This is a genomic window from Sphingobacterium sp. E70, assembly GCF_019285695.1.
Taxonomy (GTDB): Bacteria; Bacteroidota; Bacteroidia; order Sphingobacteriales; family Sphingobacteriaceae; genus Sphingobacterium; species Sphingobacterium detergens.
In genome coordinates this window covers 1,494,361-1,514,415 of sequence record NZ_CP079104.1, presented here as the reverse complement: position 1 = coordinate 1,514,415, position 20,055 = coordinate 1,494,361, and the positions used below count along the sequence as shown (strand labels likewise).

Sequence of the window (20,055 nt, the reverse complement as noted above, 5' to 3'; positions counted from 1 at the left end):
CAATAATAAAAAGCTTGGTACCTGCCGGGTGGTAAAATAGATGCAGGGGAGGATTCATTACAATCACTCCGACGCGAGATTTCAGAGGAATTGAACATAGACCTTGACCCACAAAAGATTTCGTACTATTGCCATATTACTGCTCCAGCCTATGGTATGATCCCTGAGGTGATCATGGAACAGGATTGTTTTCTGTATCCACTTACGGAAACGATACAACCAAGTAACGAAATAGGAGAAGTGAAGTACTTCTCCCATGAAGATTATTTACGCGAACCTATTCAGGTTATCGGTGTGTTGCATGTTTTTGATAGGTTGAAAGCAGATGGCCTGATTTAAGTTAAAGGCCATAGCTATGCTTAAATACCATAGCCCTCATTGGCACAATTGATTGTTTTGGTATTTTGTATTGGATCTATCTTTCCAGTCTTGGTGTTCAATCGCCAAGCTTTGAGGGTCTTGTTGAAATATTCTTTGTCTTCCTCGACAACGCTGATAGCAACGATTTCGCTGTCAAATTTGTTGCCTACCCTACAGTTGCAAAGGCTAAGTTGTTCGTTGGCTTTGAGCTTACGAATATTGATTGTATCCAAGATCTTATATTTTACCTGGCCCTTTCCATTCTCCTTGTCGTCAAGCAGTTCATTTAAAATACAGATCCCGTTTTTATCGCTGGTATAATATCCCGCTGCAAAGCGATAGTCACCACTTGCACTTTTGCTTGCGTCTATTACTGCACCTGATGCATGGGCATAGCTGGCCAATCCCGGAATTTCATTAATCTCCCGAAATATTTTTCCATATAATGGATTTTTCTGATTTTGAACGGTGTTAAAACTTGACCAACTGCAGATGGCCAACAATGCAAATAGTATACTTGTTAAATAACGCATAGCTTCGATTGATTTAAATACAGTATTAAAGATAATAAATATCGTTACATTCTTAAATTACGATATTTATATTTTGTTCATCAACCTGTTAAGAAGGACTATTCATATTTGGAAAAATCTACGGCAAATATACAGCGATTGACTTGACTGCCATTCTGTGCCCCGGCATTGGGTTCGAATTCGGTCAGACTCCAGAGATAACCATAAGTTGCTTCATAATATAGGGATTCGGCACCATAGGGCCATCTGTAACGGACGGTGTTATCTGCGCCATCGCTGTAGCGTGCCAATCTTGCATTGGATCCGTAGGAATTGCTCGGAGATCCTGTGCAGGATAGCCATGTCCGGTTTCCTTTTCGGAATACACCTTGGATTCCATGGGCATGGTTATCAGTAAATAGACTGTTTTTGGTGTAACTGTAACAATACCTGAGTTTTGGAGTTTACCATCTGCATCAATGGGAAAGCCAAAAACTTGGGGTACGATTGCGGCATCAGCACTGCCGGCATAGTATTGCCCTGTCCAAAATTGGGTTCCTTCATCATTGACTTGAATAGTTGAAAAGGGACTGGCATTATTGATCTTTTGATATCCTATTTGTGGTAATATATACCGATAGTTGAATGCATATAAATTGCCATTGGCATCTTTTCCGCATTTCTCGCTAGTATCATCACCCGTGCTTACTTCAATAATTTTATCAAGATCGAACACCCTGACGCCTAGATTTGTGCTACTCAGGTAGATTTTTCCTTTGAAGTAGGCGATTCCACCAGCATGTACTTTAAGTGGAGCATAAGTGCCATATTGTGTATGGCTTGTCGTTCCGCTAGGAATATCGGGTTGAACCAGAAGGATATGGCGGTAGGTCAGATAGGTACTCGAACTTGGGCTAATGTCGATCAGGGTAATGCGGAACCTTTGTGCTCAGCATTATTCCGAGCATACCAGCTGACCAAAAGATAACGGACTCCATCTTTTGTGAATCCGGCAATACCCTGTGGCCGCCAGATGGCCGTGGTTTCATCATCACTATTCCACCGGATACCCCGAACCCGATTTTCTTCGGGAATATTGAAGCCATATACCTCGGTGTAAGCACTCCCGCCAATGGCCTGACGGTTTTTGTTTACTTGGGAAGGATTTAGAAAACTGAATCCTGAATTGATATAGGTACTGGTATTGACATAATTGTTGACACTGACAGCTGCAGCAGTTGTGCTCGCTTTAAGTTTCGAAGCTGTTTCAGTTTCTATGGGCGCTGGAGCTATTTCATTTTTCTGACAGCTGACGCTCGCCACTGCAAGCATAAAAATCAATCCAAGTGTTTGTCTTTGAATCATCGTTGTAGGTTTATGTAATCGTATACAATCCGAATAGCAAATAGTTTGTATGCTAATTGCGAAACTAAATGATTCAACTATTATTTGGATAAACGTAATATTAAATCTGTATTACGTTTGTTGTCTTTTTATTTATAGTCTTTATTTTATGGGTTTTAGTATTCCAACCGAAGCCCAACTTATTTTGCAGCCTCTGTTTTTTCTTTTTGGGATTCTTTGTATACTTGGCTATCCTCATCGTCCATGTCCATGTCGAGGTCCTCCTCTTTGTATTTTCCCATTTTAAGTTGAAAATTATCGGCGGTACCAGTGATACGCATCGGGATTCCGAAGATTCCAAATGGTGGCAGTCCAAGTCTGAACCCGAGATTCATCCGTCCATCAAGCGTAACCTGGCCTTCAAATCGTGGTCTGAATCCCATCATCTTCATTTTGGTACGTTGGATGGTCATGACATTGTTCTTGATATGCGATTTGATGACCACTTTTTCACTTCACCGTCTTTCAATTTTTCTTTTGAGGTGGATTCGCTAATGCCATTCAATAATTTGAAACCTCTGAATTTAATCTGGTTCAAGGTCAGGCTACCCTCACCGACAATGGAAGGCATCACAGGCTGCATATTACCATTTAATAAACCGCCTAATTTATAATCCAGTGATACAAGGCCATGTGCGTTTTTGGCAGCAGTCACCATCTCTCTAAACATTGGTATTTCTTTATAGGCACGTTGAATATCAAAGCTGTCTGCTTTTACGGCGTAGTCGAATGCAGCTCTGCGGGGATTTATTGGTCTATAATTTCCATTCATAGCTGCTTTTAATCCCGCTAGTTCAAAAGTGGTATTGTTGAGCGCCAGTTTGCCTTCTTTGATCTGTAGATCTCCTTGAAATCTCTGATGTTCATGTTGTTGTAAGAAACATTGTTGACTAAACCTAGCACCTGAACATCAAGATTTTTGGGCAAAAGGACCACACCTGTCTCAGAAGAAGAGGATGCTGCTGAAGGATTATTCGCGAAAACCATGAAATCATCAACGGTGATTTTTTTACTGTTGAGTGTGAACTGTCCTTGTAAAGCGGCGTTGCTATTTGTCAGATAATTGATGATATTATTCATGTAACCTTTTACGGAGATCGAATTTCTGCCGTAGTTGACCAGAAATCTGTCAAAGTTCATTTTCTCCTGATGGAAGCTAAAGTCACCACTTTTGATTGCAATAGGTTGAGGGAGTAGATCTGTCTGTACTTGGATCTTGCCGATGTTGATGCGTCCACTATTATGGAGTCTGGCATAACGGCCGCCGGTGGCATCGCTCTGAAGACCTTTGAGACTGAAATCTGTATGGATAAAGCCATCAACATTGGTTCCGTCCAAAGCGAAAAACTTATAGATAGGACCGAGGTTGAGTTTTCCTTTAGATTGAATGCTATAGTTGATGTTATTGAAATTGCGCAGATCTGCATTTAGGAAAAATGGTTCCCCGCGAAGGTAAATGAAACGGGTAGTATCTTGACGCTCAAATCACGTAAAGATCCCTTCTCACTATTCACGAAGGCTTCAACATGTATATTTTCCATGGGAATAGGATACTCCTTGGATTTGATAAACCCATCTTTCATCACAATGGAAGTATTGGTTTCCGGAAAAATATTCCGTTTAAGATCAACATAACCTTTTGCATTGAGGTTTACATCGATCAGCCCTGCCAGTTCGATATCTTTGATTGGATAGAAGCTTTTGATATCGGCCAAATTGAATAAGGCTTTGAGATCAGACTGTACCGCAATTTTATTGAAATCTGTTATGGAAACATAACCTTTAATATAATTGCTGAGTGCTTGAATCGAGATGTCGTGAATAGAAATGGATGCGCTTTTCATTTTGCCATCCGGATCTTTTTGCTTCGAGACGATAAGCGATCTTGTCAAGTCCTTTTGGGAGATCAGCTAGTTTGAAATGGCCGTCTGTGAGGGTGTTTTTGATATCAAATGTCGGTATGGAAGCGATATACTCCTGCTCGCGTTTTTGAAGACCAACTTTGCGGGTTGCTTTGGCATAGGTCGTTGATTTTTGCATCAAGATTCCATCGTCCGCCAAAAGAGAAACCTGGGAATTGTAGTGAAGAATATAATATGCCCAGGTCGAGGTCGCTTTTCATATCCGCATGTACAGTCACTGGATGCAGTCCTGAGATTTGTCCTTTTGCGTTGAAGTAACCTGATGCGACTTTAAAGTCAAATTGTTTCAGGTCAATCTGGAGCGAGTCAGGATTTAATGCCGGAAGATCAATCTTTAATTTTGCGTTCCAGTCTGTCAATGGATTATTGGATTGTTTATAGGCCATATATCCGTTGTTGATGGTTAGTCCCAGGGATAAATCAGGCATCTCATTATTGTCAACAATATAGTCGCCAATTAAATTCACAAATACTTCGGAAGTGCCTTTGACGGATAGATCTTTTATCCATGATGCGTAACTATTGGGAACTAGAGACAGCAATTCACTCAGGGTGCTCTCCTGGGATTTTAACTTGAAATCCAGGTGGTAACCGTGCGATATAAAAGATAATAATCCTCGAAACCGAACTGGTAGCTGGTTTATTTTTATGTCGTTTCGTTCGAATATGAATGATAAATTATCGGTATTGATGCGTGTCAATAAGTTGGCATCAATTGATTTTTTGTCGACATAGAGTTCATTGTCAAAAGAAAAAAAAAAAGCAGCAATCTTGGCTCTGGTATTCAAATCAAAGATATTCGACATCAGATCACCTTTACCCTCGTAGTCCAGATCTTTTGCATCAATCCACAGTGGAATAGATTGGTCTTCGTAATGCAGATTGGTCTTTTCAAATTTAATCAGTTGAAAGGCCAATGCGCTACTCTCGGAATTATCCTTTGTCTTTGTGGAATCCGTTGGTGTAGACTTGTATATGTTGTAGTTGGCGTTACCTAAGGAATCAACCAGAATATTGATCTTCCCTGGTTAACGATAAACTTGTCAATAATGATTTTTGATTTGAGTAGGCTCATGAGGTCAATCCCAAAGCTTACCTGTTTGGCTGCAAGCAGGGTGTCTTTTTTGAATGGTTCCGAGCCCTTTAACAACACATCATCCATTGACGCAGTCAATAGCGGGAATTGATCAAAGAAGGTCAATCTGACCTTTGTATAGTTGAGCTCCCCATTGATATGCTCGTTTGCTAGCGACTTAACTTTGTCGTTTACTTCTTTTTCGAAGATGTAGGGAATGGATAATATACAAAGAATGAATAGTGTTATGAAGCTTACTAACCCGATAGAGATTCGTTTGGCAAGCTTTAGAAATGTTGCTTTTGACACAGTGTTGTTTTTTTGTGGCTACAAAAGTCCGAAAATTATTGCTAAAGTCCATTGATTGACTGATTTATTTTGATACTACTAAAGAAATATGTGGTTTTTTATTGACAAATGAGTGGGCAAAGTCCTTTCTTATCAGGTAGTTTTGTATTGCTCGAAAATTTTCCTGTATTTTTGCAGGGTGAATTTTCGATTTAAAAATGCGGAACAGAAAAATAGTACCATCCTGATTTTCTGTTTGCTTTTGTTGCTGTTGATAGGTGGGGACTGCTCGGTATTATCCACCATAAAATAGATCGACTGAATAAAAGAATATTGGTAGATTTTGCCGATGAAAATATGTTGCTGGTGAATAAGCAGCTGGAATTGTTACAACAGGAGCTATATACGTCTGAGAAAAGATTGGTTGATGCCCTACCATCGGGGATATCCGCCGTGATTCCCTACTTATCCTCGTTCCGGCCAGTCACTTGGATCGTGTCGACAATAAGATGTGGATACTGCTTAAAACCCGTACAATACAACATCGCTTATACCATGTCTATGTCGATATTGAAAAATTAAATGCTTATTTCGCCAATCTCTATTTTGGAAGAAGAGCTTATTTTGAAATATATAGCGATAAAGGGATCTGCATTGTTTCACCTGAAAGCCGAAAATGGGGGCGCCCAAAGGATAGTAATATTATTACACAGGGAAAGATCGTCAAGTCGGATTACCTAAGTTGGATGTGATGGTTACTTCCTACCCCTGTCCCATTATTTTTGTGGGTGGTGAAATTCGGGTAAGCGTCTTGTTGTTGACTATTGAGGAGGAAGTCCAGGAGGTGATGACTTATAGTATTTTACTTGGAGTTGGTTTGATGCTTGTAGCAATAGCACTTATCTATTTTAATGTGCTTGAGCGGCGCAAAATTCAGCAACTCAAATTAATGGCTTTGCAGCAGGAAAATGAATATACGCAGATGCGTCTGGTTCAATTGCGGCAACAGATCAATCCACATTTTTTGTTCAATACGTTTGGTTCACTTCAATATCTGATCGGTAAGGATAATGATCTGGCCAAGTCATTCGTTGGCAAGATGACCAAGGTCTATCGTAAAATGCTGCGTACGGACGAGTCGGACTGGTCTTCGCTACAAGAAGAACTGGAACTGGCAAAAGCTTATTTCTTTTTGCAGCAGGTGCGTTTTGGAACAGCGTTGAAGGATATGGAGATCTCCATTCCAATGGATGTGATGGGAGCGAAGCTACCACGGTTGGCCTTGCAGATGCTGGTGGAAAATGCGATCAAACATACACGGATTTCGACGGAAAATCCACTTGAGATCCATATTGTTTATCTATCAGACGCCAATATCATCAAAGTAAGCAACAATTGGCAGCCACGACAGGGGACAGAGGTGGAAGGTGAAGGATATGGGCTTAATTACTTGGTATCTATGTATGCCCACTATACGTTGGATGGTTTTGACTTTGGAACAGAAGAAGGTCGCTTTTTTGTCAACTTACCCTTGCTAGATCATTAAAATAGCGTAAAGATAAGTCTGTTGAGCACGTGTTCATAGTTTCGATGCGCGTGTTCATACGTTAGAAATACGGGCTCGTCCCTTTCGTGGTGATTCTGTACAATATTTTTAACAAATTTGGCTTCTGATCTAGGAATTTAATTGCAAGATTAACCTAATCTTATTCGGATGAAATGATCTTCAGCTCAATAGCGCTTGACAAGAGAGCTATCAGGAGTAGATGATCACTACAATGCCATTGAAAAACAAACCGGGTGCAACAAATGCATGTATGCTATTGAAAAACAGCACTCAGAAATAATTATTCTAAATGAACAACACTTATACCAAGCTAGCCCTTAGCCTCTTGTTTTCGGCAGGCCTCATGCAATCTTGTTCTGTATTGCAAACTGTAGGTTTACGAAAAAAAAGAGACTGTTACCTCTGCGAAAGATTCTACCGCCAAGAAAGATACGACGATTGCCTATGACAAACTGTTTAAAGACGCGCGCGTGATAGCGGTATGTTTGGTGTGATCCGAAAAGAAAATAATTATTACTTTGAAATTCCATTGAAAAAAATGGGACAGGATATTCTCCTGATCCAAAAATTGTCTTCCGTTCCATTGGCGTTGAATGAAGCTGGTGTAAATAAGGGAATGAATTATGAAAATAAGGTCATTCGATTTACCCTGCGCAAAGAGAAGAAAGAAGTATGGGTTTCGGAGATTAAACCTCAGGTAGAAGTGCCTAAAGCTGATGCGATTGCCGCATCGGTCTACGATAATTATCGCCCTTCTTACATCGAATCATTTAAAGTCGAAAGTTATTCAAAAGACTCCAGTGCCGTGGTGATCAAAGTCAATAAAGTGTTTGACGGATCGGAAAAGAGCTTTACGGATGTTTTCACTTCTTTGGGCTTAGGTACTTCTCCTAAAACCAGTATATCGACCATCGAAGAAATTAAATCGTATTCCAATAATATCGTTGTGAAATCGGTCCTGTCAACAAAAGTAACGGAAGGAAATGAATCGGTGCCGGTTTCATTAGAGGTTACAAGTAACCTTTATGAACTGCCTGAAACGCCGATGGTGGCGCGTTTTGCGGATCCCCGTATTGGCTTTTTTACATCGCCACGTTGGTACTTTAACGATAAGCAACAGGAACTGGATAAAAAAATCTGGTTAACCGCTGGAGGCTTGAACCGAAAGATGAGGACAAAGCTCGTTACCTGAAAGGTGAATTGGTAGAACCAAAGAAACCTATTGTTTTTTATCTGGATCCGGCCACACCAAAACAATGGCGACAAGCCATCATTGATGGGGTTCACGATTGGCAGGAAGCCTTTGAAGCAGCTGGTTTTAAGAATGCGATTTTGGCAAAACAGCAACCGGATAGTATCAAATTTGATCCAGATGATGCAAATGTATCGTCTATTGTATACGCAGCGTCAGCGCAGGCCAATGCGATGGGGCCATCTGTAGTGGATCCACGCTCCGGAGAAATTTTGGAGGCGGATGTTATCTGGTGGCATAACGTGATGACGATCCTAAATAGCTGGATGCGGATACAAACAGGTATCGTCGATACTTCGGTGCGATCGAATGTATTCTCGGATGAAAAAATGGCTCATGCCATTCGTTTTGTTTCTTCACATGAGATTGGACATACCTTAGGGTTAATGCACAATATGGGTTCGTCGGCAAGTTTTCCGGTAGATTCACTTCGTAGTAAAAGCTTTACCGCAAAAATGGGCGGTACGGCACCATCGATTATGGATTATGCGCGCTTCAACTACGTGGCGCAGCCTGAAGATGGTGTTGAACAGATTACACCCGTGATCGGAACTTATGACAAATATGCTATCGGATGGGCTTACCGTTGGTATGGCAAAACACAGCCTTGGGATGAAATACCGTTGTTGCGTAAAGAAATTGATGCCCATGTGCATGACCCGATATATCATTACGGTGAACAACAAGATTCCAAAATATTGTCGACCCACGGGCACAGTCCGAAGATCTTGGTGACGATGCAATGAAAGCCGGTGAATATGGGATGAAAAATTTACGTCGCATGATGCCAAATATCATCAACTGGACCACGAATACGGGGATGACTATTATCGTGCCGGTAAATTATATATGGGCGTCGTTGGTCAATGGTATGCTTACGCTGACCATGTGCTCAATAATATTGGTGGTATTTATCTTGAAAATGCTGTTTTGGGCGACCAAAAAATGCATATAGTCCAGTACCTAAAGAGAAGCAGGTAGCTGCACTGGAATATTTAAAGAAAAATGTGTTCTATATGCCGGAGTGGTTATTTGTTCCGGAGTTGATGGCGAAAACTTTCCCTTTAAGAGATTCACCTATGGGACCGTTTGAATATGCACCTTATAATCTGCAGCGCGAATTTCAGTATGCCATGCTTTACAAATTGGTCAACGATGAGCGTCTATTGCGTATGGTCGAAATGGAAAACCTCTTTGGCGACAAGAATGCATGGAGTGCTCCTGCATTTTTGGCCTCGGTACGTAAAGAGATTTTCGCAAAACGGTCAGTGGGCAGGCATTGGATCTTAAAACACGCATGTTGCAACAGAATTACGTAGATGTACTGATGGTCTCTACGAATAAGTCCATGGAGAAATTAAATGCCAAGAAATTAGCTGGTGTCGAACAATTGATTGAGGGAACTCAACCTAATCTGTGCTTGCATCCGCATCATGCAGCTTCTGCTCAAACAGGTTTACGTAATGTACATGTCACAGGAATGATCCGTACATCGGATATGCTGACCTATAAACGTGCTGAACTGTATGAGATTTACCAATTGTTGAAACAGAAACAACGGACAGGAGATGCCACAACAAAGGCACATTATATGGATCTGCAATTGCGTATTGCAAATACACTGGAATTGAACTAATATATTAACATCTATTATATCAACATCTACCAAAATGAATAAGTTTTTAATACCGCTGACCTTTATGTGTGTGCAAATGGCGCATGCACAGGAATCCAAGGAGCTGAAAGGAAAGGTACTGGATGCGGTCACATTAAAGCCAGTCGTGGGGCGACGGTTGTTGTCGAAAGTTCGGCAGTAGCGGAAGACATTGGCGTACCCAATCAGGTACAACAATCTGCATTGGGATCATTGACTGATGCTTCGGGCGAATTTCGCCTAAAAGTTCCTGGAAACTTAAAATACGTCACCATTAGTTATGTGGGATACCAACGTATTCAGGTTCCAGTATTTCAGGATCACAGAACGATTTTGCTACAACCGAGTGGTGAATCACTGGATGAAGTAATCGTAACAGGGTATACCGACATCAAAAACGTAAAAATACAACAGCATATAATAAAATCAATGTAGCTGATATCAAACAGACAGGCGTTGCATCTATTGATGAAATGCTTGCTGGTCAGGTAGCAGGTTTACAGTTGAGCAATTTTAATGGTGGTCCAAATAGTGCACCACAGATCCGTATCCGCGGTACAGTATCACTCAATGGTACACAGGACCCATTGTGGGTTATTGATGGATTACCTATAGAAGGAACAGAATTGCCGAATCGGATTGATAAGGATAACCTGAATAGTCTGAATAATCTTCCAATCGCAGGAATCAATCCGGATGATATTGCAGATATCACGGTATTAAAAGATGCGGCAGCAACTTCGATTTATGGTGCACGTGCTGCTAACGGCGTTATTGTGATCACAACAAAAGAGGTAAATCCGGCCCGGCGAAATTGCAGGTCTCAGCGAATACCTTTGTGACCGAACGTCCCGACTATGCGCAGCTCGATATGATGAACGCCAATGAAAAAGTGGATTTTGAGCTATTAATGGCTAATCGTACCGACTTAAATTACCGCTCAGATAAAGGAGCTATTATGCGCATATTGAGTAATGCGAATGCCTTGATGCTTACCGTTCCGGTGGACTGGCTGCATTATCTCCGGATGTACAGCAATCCATAAATCAGCTGCGTACGCAGCAAACGGACTGGGGAAAAGAACTCTATCGTCAAGCACTCAATCAACAGTACTCGGCTTCGATTTCTGGTGGAAATGATGGACATCGTTATTATTTGTCCAGTGGATTTTACGATGAAAAAGGAGCAACAAAAGCTGTTGATCTACGTCGTTACTCATTGACGCTAAATAATGATTTCAATATCAACGATCGGTTTAAAGCAGGGATTAATCTCTTGGGGTCGGTATCGAACAGACAGAATCCGATACAGGATAGGGATGCTTTCACCAACCCAAGTTACTATGTCCGTTCGGTAAATCCTTATCTATCTGTTTATGACCAGTCTGGCAAGTATAACTATGATCCGGATATTGAGGGCTTTGAAAAAGATACCTATATTCCATTCAATGCGATAGAGGAACGTGAAAATACGAAATACTCCTGACCAATAAGGCGTTTAAGGCTATCAGTTATCTGGAATATGCAATTGTACCACAATTATCATTGCGTACTGAATTCGGACTGCAGTTTGATGAAAATGCCACTGAAAAATTTGCAGATCAAGAAAGCTATAATACCCGCAAATTCCGTGCAGCAACACGGTATTATGATACTACGAGCAAAACATATAAATACTTCTTACCAACAGGAGGAACGATTGAAAATACGCATAACAGTATTTTCCAGTACAACTGGAAAACGTACCTCAAGTATACTAAAAGCTGGCAGGATAGACACGAGCTTGAAGTCATGGGAGGAACTGAGTTAAGACGTAGTACGAATAAGATTGTGACTACTAAAGGCTTTGGGTATAACCCAGCGACTTTGACCACACAGAATATTGATTTTCCAAATAGTAATTATCAAAATGATCCACGATTTCGTCAGTATAGCAAGGGATTTATCGAGAATTCGTATGCTTCATTCTACGGAAATGCAACCTATACATTGGATCGTAAGTATAACGTGTATGGTAGTATCCGGTATGACGGATCAAATATGTTTGGCGTAGATCCGCAATATCGCTTCTTGCCGATTTGGTCTTTATCTGGATCCTGGAATGTGCTGGAGGAAGAGTTTATCAAAGGTAAAACAGCTTTGTCTGATCTCCGTGTACGTGCTTCTTATGGTATTCAAGGAAATGTGGACCGGAATACTTATCCTTTCATTGTTGGAAAATATGGTAATACAAATCTTCTTCCGGGAAGTACAGAAGGGACTGTGGTTGTGGATATGCCCGCAAATGATAAATTACGCTGGGAACGCACGCAATCTTACAATGCGGGGATTGACTTGGGCTTATGGAAAAATAGACTGAATATTACCGTTGATTATTACAACCGAAAGAGCACGGATTTAATCAGCTACAGTGCATTGCCGTTGGAAAATGGTTTTCAGAATGTGCAGGTCAACTGGGCGTCTGCTCGAAATCAGGGGTCGAGTTGACAATATCGAGCCGCCAGATCCAAACAGAAAAATTCTCCTGGTCTACGGATTTTAATATTGCACACAATAACAATAAATTATTGAAAGTCGTGAATAACCCGAAAGCCTATGCGCCAGAGACGCAGGAAGGCCGTCCGATTAATGGTTTATATGTTCTGGAAACCGCTGGGCTGGATAAAGATGGTGTAATGCAATTTAGAAATCTAGATGGATCGGTTTCGAGTTTCGAGGATTTCTATGGTTTATATGATCCTTGGGCAGATTTTTTACCGGGGTATACTTCGCAAACAGACATGACTGCTGCAGAATATCGTTCAAAATTTAAATATAAAGGTAGTAAGGATCCGAAGTTTATTGGCGGTATGACTAATCGTTTCCGCTATGCGAATTTCGACTTGGCGATTTCAGCTGTGTTTAATTTAGAGCGTTGGGTAAGCCGTACACCAACATACAATCCTGCAAAAGTAGACCGTGGACAGAATTATACCAAAGATCTGTTGATGGCTTTGCAAGGAAATAAAGCGTTGCCGGCATTGGGAAGTATCAGTTCGGAATTAAATGAGCGTTGGATGGCCTATGGCTGGATGGAAAGCAATGACCCAATCAATTCATTTAATCAGTATGATATCTGGGCCAAGAAAATGAGTTATGTCCGTATTAATAGCATTCGTCTGGGATATACATTACCAGCGGCACTAAGTAAGAAGATCGGGGCAAGCAATCTACGCGTGAATGTAGAAGGACGGAACCTGTTTGTTTTCGGAGCGAATTACGATGGATATTTTGATCCAGAAACCTATGGTGACTATTATGCCCAACCGATTAGCAAATCTTTTGCTTTTGGTCTTTCGGCAAGTTTTAATTCTTTAAATTGATTATAAAAAGAAGATAGTTTATTTTGGAATGATCATGACAGCTGGTGCATTGGCTTCCTGTGATAAATACTTAGATATACAACCTGTAGGGACAGTTATTCCTGCTTCTGAAAGTGATTTCAGGGGTCTGATGACAAGTAGCTACCTTGGTTTTCCAGCACATAAGTCCTACCTGTCTCTGCGTACCGACGAATTGATTTTGGACGAAAGTTCAACAGATGCAGCAAGAACTAAGGATATCTACCTATGGAATGATCAAAATCCCGATCCGACAACGATTGCCTATCCCTATTTGGCATTTTACAATAGTATCTTCTATACCAATCAGATCATCAGTACGATCGATGAGAAACTGGGAAGCAGTGCAAATGTAGATCAGATCAAAGGTGAAGCTTACCTGATGCGTGCCTATGCGCATTTTGAGCTACTGAATTGCTATAGTGAGGTTTATTCGCCAGGCAATGTAGGCTTGCGTGGAGTTCCGTTGTCGACCAAAATCGACCTGGAACAACGTTTTGTTCCGGCAACCATAGGTGACTCGTATACGCAGGTGCTATCAGATATGGAGAAGGGGACGGCATTGCTTACGGTAGACGATCAGGCCAAAGGCGTAAATTACCGCTTTAGCAAGCGCGGGGCTTACGCAATGGCATCACGTGTTCGCTTGTATCGTGGAGAATGGCAGGCAGCAATAGATGCGGCAAAACAAGCTTTGAAAATAAATGATAAGTTGGTAGATCTCAATGTTGGAGGAAGTTTATTACCCAATGATTTTGAGTCTGCCGAAATCATTATGGCGTTGGAGAAAGTATCTGTTCCGGGGTACGTACCAGTTCTTTTATTTCATCAGCACTATTGGCGAGTTATCCAGAGGGTGATCTGAGAAAGGGACGTTACTTCCAAAAAGTGGTGGCGACTATGTATCTCTTAAAGGCGGAGAAAATCGCTTTAATGTCAGCTTTAGAAATGCGGATCTTTATCTGACAATTGCAGAATGCAATGTGCGTTTAGGAAATACGGCGGAAGCGCTAAAATATCTGTCCGCATTGAAGAAAAACAGATTTACGGTCGATGCTTACGCCAAAGAAACAAAAGTTGATGCAAATTTGTCCAAAGAACAATTGCTGGATGCAGTGTTGCTAGAACGTAAACGCGAATTGGCGCTCGAAGGTTTGCGTTGGTACGATTTAAAACGTACAACAAGACCTTCAATAACACATGCGAGTTTTGGTAGAACAGTGACCTTGCAGCAAAACGATCCGCGTTATGTGATCCGTTATCCACAGGAAGCGATCAATAATAATCCAGATCTATTAAAATAAGGTCAATTTTTTTAAATCCTTTATATATTAATCCATTTTCTTTCTTAGGAAATGGATTTTTTATTACATTCAACCCATGGGATGGAATATATTGATTGTCGAAGACGAAGACTGGGCTTTTGTAGGCTTAAAGGAGATGTTGACAGACCTTTATGGGGACAGCACATTGACATTTACCAATACAAAGGAGATCCAGGAAGCGGTGAAGACCATCAATAAGCATCATTTTGATCTGATCTTTATGGATATCCATCTGATGGATGGACTGAGTTTTGAAATATTTAAACAGGTGTCGATTGATGTGCCACTTATTTTTACAACTGCCTATGAACAATATGCATTGGAAGCTTTTCAAAATCAAGGTTATGCCTATCTATTAAAACCTTTCGATGTGGAGGAGCTCGCGCAGATTATGAAACGTCTTGAGCCACTGTTACCCAAAACAGAGCCGCGTCTAAAGCAACGCTTTCTGGTGAAATATGGTAACTTTTTAAAATCCTTGGCGATTGCCGATATTGCCTACTTTATGGCAGAAGATAAAGAACTGTATGCGGTGGAAAAAGAGTCAGGTGTAGCCTATATTATTGAAGATAGTCTGGTCCACTTGGTGACTCAGGTAGATCCATTCGTTTTTTTCAAATTAATAGAAAATTTCTTGTTCGTATTGATTCCATTCAGTCTATGTTAAAAATAAGTCGGAATAGAATTAAATTGGAACTAATTCCCAAACTCCAAAGGGAATTGAAGTTATTGTTAGCGAAGAGCGTTCTCCAAATTTTCAGCGCTGGCTGGATCAATAGCAATCTGTTAGTTTGCTTACTATCAGTTTGTTGTCCTGAGTTGTTTATCTAAATGTTTGATTTTCAATAATTTATTTTTTTACAAAAAATGTATAGTAAATTAGTATAGATTGTATTATATTTGCGATCTGATAAAATCTATCAATTTAGTAGATTTTTAAGCACACTATGTTTCGCCATGTTTTTTGGTAAAATAATTACATTGAATTTATTTATTTTCTATATATTTATTATACTTAACTAATTTATTAAATATCCTTAATATGCACTCAACATTCAAATACATTCCTATTGTAGCGGTAGCATTGTCTAGTGCCAGTATGAATAAATTGTATGCACAGCAACGTTCCATCCAGGGAAAGTTACTGATGCGACCACCGGCCAGGCGCTAGCTGGCGTAAGTGTACGTATATCAGATCAGAATAAGGTGACACTAACTGATGCTAAAGGTGAGTTTACGATTAGCACTTTGGGCAAGGATGCTCCTCTTTTGGATTTTTTCATTTATAGGCTACGAATCACAACAACTGAGAGCCACCGGAGGTACTATCTCTTTGGCTTTGAAACCATCAAGTACAGACCTGGAAGAAGTCGTTGTGGTGGCTTATGGTACATCTAAAAGATCTAATATTACTGGTTCAGTGAGTACCGTGAGCAGTAAAGCGATAGAGAACAGACAGGTTTCTAATATCACAAAAGCATTAGAAGGTCAGGTTCCAGGATTACAGTCGGTCGCTTCTTCAGGCCAACCTGGTACCGAGGCGACTATCCGGATCAGAGGGATTGGATCTATCAATGCCTCCAGTGCACCTTTGATCGTATTGGATGGCAACCCCTATGCCGGTGACATCAATTCCATTAATCCGAACGATATACAGTCGATCTCGGTATTAAAGGACGCTGCTTCCAGTGCACTTTACGGTTCTAGGGGGCTAACGGGGTAATTATTATTACGACCAAATCAGGTATCGCTTCTGATAATACAAAAATTAATTTGAATTTTACTCAAGGCTATTCAACCCGGGCAGTTCGCGATTATGATCAGGTGTCGACCGATGAGTATTTTCAACTCTATTGGGAAGCTCTAAGAAATAAAAATATGTCCAATGGATTATCTGCGGCTCAATCAGCGACAAATGCAAGTAAAACATTGTTGACAGATCTTAATATCAATCCTTATGGTGGTCAGTTTCCACAGCCCGTAGGAGAAGATGGTAAACTTGTTGCGGGAGCAAAGACCCTTTGGGATGATCCCTGGACAGATGTATTACAGCGTACTGGTGTACGTACACAGGCCGACCTTGGATTTAGTGGGGTGGGGCAAAAAGTACCTATTACATTTCGGGAGGATATCTTAACGATCAAGGGATCGCAATAGAATCGGGATTTAAACGCTACAACTTAAGAGCTAATATTGATAGTAAGGTTAAATCTTGGTTGAATGCAGGGGTGAATATCGGTGGTAGCAGCACGCAGCAGAAATACCCTCAATCCGAGGATAGCAATACGGCTAATATCATCAACTTTACGAGACTGGTTCCATCTTTTTATCCGTATTATGAACGAAATCCGGATGGATCTTTTGTGCTCGATGCCAACGGAAATAAAGTGTATGATTTTGGGGAGTACAGACCAAGTGGCGCAACGCCGCGAAATAATCTGGCAGCTTCTTTACCGCTGGATAAAAATGATATTCGTCGAGAGAATCTTTCTGCGCGGGCTTATTTGGAAGCATTATTTACCAAAAATTTAAAATTAAAATCGACCTACAGTGTTGATTATACGAATGGGAATACACATGATTATACCAATCCAGTCCTGGGAGATGGTGTGAATACTGGAGGTTATGTATATCGCTCAAATGTGCGTACTGTTGCACAGACCTGGAACAATTTATTGACTTACGAAAAACAGTTTGGTTTGCACTATCTTAATGTATTGGCTGGCCAGGAGTATTATGCTTTCAATAGCAGTAATATTAGTGGAAGTAGGGAGCGCTTTGTGATGCCTGATCTTTTTGAACCAGTGGCTGCGTCACAATTAAATGATTTTACTGGATCCAGTGTTGATTATAGATTATTGAGTTTTTTGGGGCGAGTAGAATATAACTACGATAACAAGTATTATCTATCTGGATCCTTAAGAACTGACGGATCTTCTCGATTCGCCCCTGATACCCGTTGGGGTACTTTTTGGTCCTTGGGTGGTTCCTGGAAATTAAAGCAGGAGAACTTTTTGAAAGATAATTCCACGATTAATCAGTTGACTGTGAGGGCGAGCTATGGCGGCAGGGAAATGATAATCTCGGAACGTATTATGCCTACAAAGGGCTATATACTATTGCTAACAGTTTGGGCAGAGGGGGAACCTATACGGGGAGATTGGCTACTCCGGATTTAAAGTGGGAATCGAATCTCAATCTCAATGTAGGTGTTGACCTGTCTGCATTTGACAACAGGGTATCGTTAACTGTTGAGTATTTTAACCGAAGGAGTAAAGATCTACTGTTCACAATGCCAATGGCATATTCAACAGGGTATACCGGCTATGATGCAAATATTGGCGCTTTGAAAAATACGGGTATCGATGTTGATATCCATACAATTCCTGTTCAGAATGAAAACTTTAGATGGAATCTGGATGTTAATTTTTCGCATTTCAAAAATAAGATCACGGCGCTGCCAAATAACAATAAATCAATTCCGACAGGAAATAAACTCCTGCGTGTAGGCGGTAGTATTTATGACTTCTACTTGCCAGAATGGGCTGGTGTAAATCCTGAAAATGGATTACCTCAATGGTATACAGCTGATAAAGATGGTTATAAGACAGGCGAAAAGACATCGGAATATGGAAAAGCAGGCAATTTTATAGCAGGTAGCTCGCTTCCAGATTTGGTCGGCGGAATTCAGAATAGCTTTACCTACAGAAATTTTGATCTATCAGCCTTGTTGAGTTTCAGCCTTGGCGGTCAAATATTGGATAATGATTATATTCAGATTATGCACAATGGAAGTAATCCAGGACGTGCTTGGTCAAAGGAAATACTTGAACACTGGACACCAGAGAATACGCAAACTGATGTGCCTAAATTGACGACAGATAATCTGAACTGGACTTCATCATCGACACGTTTTTTATACAGTGGTACCTATGCGCGTCTTAAAAATGTCAGTCTGGGGTATAGTCTTTCACCAGCATTAATTAAAAGAATTGGGATAGAAAAGCTCCGCGTTTTTGCGACTGCTGAAAACCTACTGACATTTTATGGCCATCAAGGAATGGACCCTGAACAAACGGTGAATGGAGCTACTTATTTCCGTTATCCAGCGATGCGGACAATTTCTGGTGGCGTTCAGTTTGTTTTTTAATGATGTGTTGTTAAGCTAAAAAATTAAATGAAAATCATGAAACTAAAAATTACATCTATACTTATAGCCTTATCCTTGGCCAATACATCGTGTAAGGATATTTTGGAGACCAGTCCGACTACGTCTGTATCAGAAGAAGAGGTCTTTAAAAATACGGACAATGTCGCAACGGTTATTAATGGTACTTGGAAATATTTGAATGATACCTATTTTACCTATGCTAACCCAGGGTATACAGCGGTAATGCGCACGAGTGATGCCATGGGAAGTGATGTAGCTGTAACGACCAAATATGGCTATCGGGATGCCTATGCATTTACTGAATTAACAAATAATCGGTCCAACCGCGTTAATTCTTTTTGGATCATGTTGTATAAAGTGATTGACAATATGAATAATGTTATCGCAAAAGTGGACAATGCCGCGGGTTCTGTTGAGGCTAAAAATATTTTGAAAGGAAGGGCAAAAGCATTGCGTGCATTTTCTTATCTCAATTTGGCCTCTTTTTATCAGTTTAGCTATTTAAAGGACAAAAATGCTAAGTCCGTTCCAATTTATACAGAACCGAGTACGGCGGCAACACAGGGCCACCCCAGAGCAACCTTGGAAGAAGTGTATAAATTGATATTGAATGATCTTCAGGATAGTGAAAAGCTGTTGGCAACTGTTGTGAGAGATGTCAAATATGATATCAACATTGATGTCGTTAATGGCTTACTGGCGCGTGCTTATCTGCAAACTGGACAATGGAAACTCGCAGCGGAATATGCTGCAAAAGCTGCTAAAAACTATGAACTGATGAGTGCGTCAGATTATCAAACTGGTTTTAATGATTTAGGAAATAAAGAGTGGATTTGGGGACATATGCAAACGAATGAGCAGAGTGTCGCAAGTTACACCTTCCACTACCTGGATGTGTCATCTGCAGGATCTTATTACTATAGTTTTATGGCTGACCCTTATTTTAAAAACTTATTTGACACGAATGATGTTCGTTATACTTTGTTTGAATGGGACAATTTACCTGGTAGAGAGGGATTTCTGCGCTATAAGAAATTTAAATTTAAATCTAATTTAATTGGTGATATTGTATATATGCGGTCAGCCGAGATGGTTTTGATTGAAGCTGAAGGCTATGCGAGAGCAGGAGAAAAGATAAGGCAATAG

At 40.6% G+C, this 20,055-nt stretch carries 29 protein-coding genes and 2 pseudogenes; 22 read left to right on the top strand and 9 right to left on the bottom strand.

Features of this window, described 5'->3' with window-relative positions; all coding sequences use genetic code 11:
* Positions 1 to 21: 21 nt before the first annotated feature.
* Positions 22 to 339 carry an NUDIX domain-containing protein gene (locus KUH03_RS10935; protein ID WP_306429727.1) on the top strand — a complete coding sequence of 106 codons (318 nt, stop codon included), beginning with the start codon at positions 22 to 24 and terminating at the stop codon, positions 337 to 339.
* 20 nt (positions 340 to 359) lie between these two features.
* On the opposite strand, the gene KUH03_RS10930 is transcribed toward KUH03_RS10935, so the two are convergent.
* The 9 genes from KUH03_RS10930 to KUH03_RS10890 all read right to left on the bottom strand — a co-directional run bounded on the left by KUH03_RS10930 (position 360) and on the right by KUH03_RS10890 (position 5,582).
* Positions 360 to 893 carry a hypothetical protein gene (locus tag KUH03_RS10930; RefSeq protein WP_257093267.1) on the bottom strand — a complete coding sequence of 178 codons (534 nt, stop codon included), beginning with the start codon at positions 891 to 893 and terminating at the stop codon, positions 360 to 362.
* 184 nt (positions 894 to 1,077) lie between these two features.
* The gene (locus KUH03_RS10925; protein WP_257093265.1) at positions 1,078 to 1,608 is read right to left on the bottom strand and encodes a hypothetical protein; all 531 of its coding nucleotides are present in this window, start codon (positions 1,606 to 1,608) and stop codon (positions 1,078 to 1,080) included.
* Positions 1,609 to 1,796: 188 nt separating this feature from the next.
* The gene (locus tag KUH03_RS10920) at positions 1,797 to 2,237 is read right to left on the bottom strand and encodes a hypothetical protein (protein ID WP_257093263.1); all 441 of its coding nucleotides are present in this window, start codon (positions 2,235 to 2,237) and stop codon (positions 1,797 to 1,799) included.
* A 179-nt stretch (positions 2,238 to 2,416) separates the two neighbouring features.
* Positions 2,417 to 2,722: a hypothetical protein gene (locus KUH03_RS10915; RefSeq protein WP_257093261.1), complete on the bottom strand. Its 306-nt coding sequence runs from the start codon at positions 2,720 to 2,722 to the stop codon at positions 2,417 to 2,419.
* On the bottom strand, positions 2,686 to 3,096 hold the full coding sequence (locus tag KUH03_RS10910) for an AsmA-like C-terminal region-containing protein (protein ID WP_257096895.1): 411 nt from the start codon (positions 3,094 to 3,096) through the stop codon (positions 2,686 to 2,688). Before KUH03_RS10910 ends, KUH03_RS10915 begins: the two co-directional genes overlap by 37 nt.
* Entirely contained in the window at positions 3,066 to 3,614 is a 549-nt protein-coding gene (locus KUH03_RS10905; RefSeq protein WP_257093259.1) for a hypothetical protein, read from the bottom strand. Before KUH03_RS10905 ends, KUH03_RS10910 begins: the two co-directional genes overlap by 31 nt.
* An 89-nt stretch (positions 3,615 to 3,703) precedes the next feature.
* On the bottom strand, positions 3,704 to 4,120 hold the full coding sequence (locus KUH03_RS10900) for a hypothetical protein (RefSeq protein WP_257093257.1): 417 nt from the start codon (positions 4,118 to 4,120) through the stop codon (positions 3,704 to 3,706).
* Positions 4,121 to 4,224: 104 nt separating this feature from the next.
* A complete protein-coding gene (locus KUH03_RS10895) occupies positions 4,225 to 5,115 on the bottom strand; it encodes a hypothetical protein (RefSeq protein WP_257093255.1) in 891 nt (296 codons plus the stop codon).
* A gap of 77 nt (positions 5,116 to 5,192) precedes the next feature.
* Positions 5,193 to 5,582 carry a hypothetical protein gene (locus KUH03_RS10890; RefSeq protein WP_257093254.1) on the bottom strand — a complete coding sequence of 130 codons (390 nt, stop codon included), beginning with the start codon at positions 5,580 to 5,582 and terminating at the stop codon, positions 5,193 to 5,195.
* A 488-nt stretch (positions 5,583 to 6,070) separates the two neighbouring features.
* Here KUH03_RS10890 and KUH03_RS10885 point away from each other — a divergent pair, with 488 nt between their 5' ends.
* From KUH03_RS10885 to KUH03_RS10785, 21 genes and pseudogenes are all read left to right on the top strand, one after another.
* Positions 6,071 to 6,313 (top strand): hypothetical protein, encoded by a 243-nt coding sequence (locus tag KUH03_RS10885; RefSeq protein WP_257093252.1) that lies wholly within the window; start codon positions 6,071 to 6,073, stop codon positions 6,311 to 6,313.
* Positions 6,313 to 7,107 (top strand): sensor histidine kinase, encoded by a 795-nt coding sequence (locus tag KUH03_RS10880; RefSeq protein WP_257096893.1) that lies wholly within the window; start codon positions 6,313 to 6,315, stop codon positions 7,105 to 7,107. The genes KUH03_RS10885 and KUH03_RS10880 overlap by 1 nt, the downstream gene beginning before the upstream one ends.
* A 502-nt stretch (positions 7,108 to 7,609) precedes the next feature.
* Positions 7,610 to 8,320 (top strand): DUF5117 domain-containing protein, encoded by a 711-nt coding sequence (locus KUH03_RS10875; RefSeq protein WP_257093250.1) that lies wholly within the window; start codon positions 7,610 to 7,612, stop codon positions 8,318 to 8,320.
* Positions 8,321 to 8,328: 8 nt separating this feature from the next.
* Positions 8,329 to 9,126 carry a zinc-dependent metalloprotease gene (locus KUH03_RS10870; protein WP_257093248.1) on the top strand — a complete coding sequence of 266 codons (798 nt, stop codon included), beginning with the start codon at positions 8,329 to 8,331 and terminating at the stop codon, positions 9,124 to 9,126.
* A pseudogene (locus KUH03_RS48500) lies at positions 9,123 to 9,699 on the top strand (zinc-dependent metalloprotease). The gene KUH03_RS10870 and the pseudogene KUH03_RS48500 overlap by 4 nt, the downstream one beginning before the upstream one ends.
* On the top strand, positions 9,660 to 10,016 hold the full coding sequence (locus tag KUH03_RS10855; protein ID WP_257093244.1) for a hypothetical protein: 357 nt from the start codon (positions 9,660 to 9,662) through the stop codon (positions 10,014 to 10,016). Before KUH03_RS48500 ends, KUH03_RS10855 begins: the two are co-directional and overlap by 40 nt.
* A 66-nt stretch (positions 10,017 to 10,082) precedes the next feature.
* Positions 10,083 to 10,469 carry a carboxypeptidase-like regulatory domain-containing protein gene (locus KUH03_RS10850; RefSeq protein ID WP_257093242.1) on the top strand — a complete coding sequence of 129 codons (387 nt, stop codon included), beginning with the start codon at positions 10,083 to 10,085 and terminating at the stop codon, positions 10,467 to 10,469.
* Positions 10,460 to 10,876, top strand: coding sequence for a TonB-dependent receptor plug domain-containing protein (locus tag KUH03_RS10845; protein WP_306429726.1), 417 nt, complete (start codon positions 10,460 to 10,462; stop codon positions 10,874 to 10,876). Before KUH03_RS10850 ends, KUH03_RS10845 begins: the two co-directional genes overlap by 10 nt.
* Positions 10,873 to 11,079, top strand: coding sequence for a hypothetical protein (locus KUH03_RS10840; protein WP_257093241.1), 207 nt, complete (start codon positions 10,873 to 10,875; stop codon positions 11,077 to 11,079). The genes KUH03_RS10845 and KUH03_RS10840 overlap by 4 nt, the downstream gene beginning before the upstream one ends.
* Positions 11,080 to 11,189: 110 nt before the next feature.
* On the top strand, positions 11,190 to 11,519 hold the full coding sequence (locus KUH03_RS10835) for a hypothetical protein (protein ID WP_257093240.1): 330 nt from the start codon (positions 11,190 to 11,192) through the stop codon (positions 11,517 to 11,519).
* A gap of 59 nt (positions 11,520 to 11,578) precedes the next feature.
* Positions 11,579 to 12,520, top strand: coding sequence for a TonB-dependent receptor domain-containing protein (locus KUH03_RS10830; protein WP_257093239.1), 942 nt, complete (start codon positions 11,579 to 11,581; stop codon positions 12,518 to 12,520).
* A complete protein-coding gene (locus KUH03_RS10825; protein WP_257093238.1) occupies positions 12,517 to 13,395 on the top strand; it encodes a hypothetical protein in 879 nt (292 codons plus the stop codon). The genes KUH03_RS10830 and KUH03_RS10825 overlap by 4 nt, the downstream gene beginning before the upstream one ends.
* Before the next feature lie 28 nt (positions 13,396 to 13,423).
* Entirely contained in the window at positions 13,424 to 14,278 is an 855-nt protein-coding gene (locus tag KUH03_RS10820; protein WP_257093237.1) for a RagB/SusD family nutrient uptake outer membrane protein, read from the top strand.
* A gap of 118 nt (positions 14,279 to 14,396) precedes the next feature.
* Complete coding sequence (locus tag KUH03_RS10815; protein WP_373564692.1) at positions 14,397 to 14,717, top strand: RagB/SusD family nutrient uptake outer membrane protein; 321 nt, start codon at positions 14,397 to 14,399, stop codon at positions 14,715 to 14,717.
* A gap of 76 nt (positions 14,718 to 14,793) precedes the next feature.
* Entirely contained in the window at positions 14,794 to 15,405 is a 612-nt protein-coding gene (locus tag KUH03_RS10810; protein ID WP_257093236.1) for a LytTR family DNA-binding domain-containing protein, read from the top strand.
* A gap of 440 nt (positions 15,406 to 15,845) precedes the next feature.
* Positions 15,846 to 15,938 (top strand): annotated as a pseudogene (locus tag KUH03_RS48495) (hypothetical protein); the annotation flags it as partial.
* A 28-nt stretch (positions 15,939 to 15,966) separates the two neighbouring features.
* Entirely contained in the window at positions 15,967 to 16,461 is a 495-nt protein-coding gene (locus KUH03_RS10805; protein WP_257093235.1) for a TonB-dependent receptor plug domain-containing protein, read from the top strand.
* A 50-nt stretch (positions 16,462 to 16,511) separates the two neighbouring features.
* Positions 16,512 to 16,895 carry a hypothetical protein gene (locus tag KUH03_RS10800; RefSeq protein WP_257093234.1) on the top strand — a complete coding sequence of 128 codons (384 nt, stop codon included), beginning with the start codon at positions 16,512 to 16,514 and terminating at the stop codon, positions 16,893 to 16,895.
* 59 nt (positions 16,896 to 16,954) lie between these two features.
* The gene (locus tag KUH03_RS10795) at positions 16,955 to 17,917 is read left to right on the top strand and encodes a hypothetical protein (protein ID WP_257093233.1); all 963 of its coding nucleotides are present in this window, start codon (positions 16,955 to 16,957) and stop codon (positions 17,915 to 17,917) included.
* Positions 17,869 to 18,888: a TonB-dependent receptor domain-containing protein gene (locus KUH03_RS10790; RefSeq protein WP_257093231.1), complete on the top strand. Its 1,020-nt coding sequence runs from the start codon at positions 17,869 to 17,871 to the stop codon at positions 18,886 to 18,888. Before KUH03_RS10795 ends, KUH03_RS10790 begins: the two co-directional genes overlap by 49 nt.
* A gap of 36 nt (positions 18,889 to 18,924) precedes the next feature.
* Positions 18,925 to 20,055, top strand: a complete 1,131-nt coding sequence (locus tag KUH03_RS10785) for a RagB/SusD family nutrient uptake outer membrane protein (RefSeq protein WP_257093229.1) — start codon at positions 18,925 to 18,927, stop codon at positions 20,053 to 20,055.

What these genes read in the sequence shown, in the direction of transcription:
- KUH03_RS10930 (WP_257093267.1), bottom strand. Translation starts at nt 893, where the DNA reads ATGCGTTATTTAACAAGTATACTATTTGCATTGTTGGCCATCTGCAGT.
- KUH03_RS10920 (WP_257093263.1), bottom strand. Translation starts at nt 2,237, where the DNA reads ATGATTCAAAGACAAACACTTGGATTGATTTTTATGCTTGCAGTGGCG.
- KUH03_RS10900 (WP_257093257.1), bottom strand. Translation starts at nt 4,120, where the DNA reads ATGAAAAGCGCATCCATTTCTATTCACGACATCTCGATTCAAGCACTC.
- KUH03_RS10885 (WP_257093252.1), top strand. Translation starts at nt 6,071, where the DNA reads ATGTGGATACTGCTTAAAACCCGTACAATACAACATCGCTTATACCAT.
- KUH03_RS10880 (WP_257096893.1), top strand. Translation starts at nt 6,313, where the DNA reads ATGGTTACTTCCTACCCCTGTCCCATTATTTTTGTGGGTGGTGAAATT.
- KUH03_RS10875 (WP_257093250.1), top strand. Translation starts at nt 7,610, where the DNA reads ATGTTTGGTGTGATCCGAAAAGAAAATAATTATTACTTTGAAATTCCA.
- KUH03_RS10820 (WP_257093237.1), top strand. Translation starts at nt 13,424, where the DNA reads ATGATCATGACAGCTGGTGCATTGGCTTCCTGTGATAAATACTTAGAT.
- KUH03_RS10810 (WP_257093236.1), top strand. Translation starts at nt 14,794, where the DNA reads ATGGGATGGAATATATTGATTGTCGAAGACGAAGACTGGGCTTTTGTA.
- KUH03_RS10785 (WP_257093229.1), top strand. Translation starts at nt 18,925, where the DNA reads ATGAAACTAAAAATTACATCTATACTTATAGCCTTATCCTTGGCCAAT.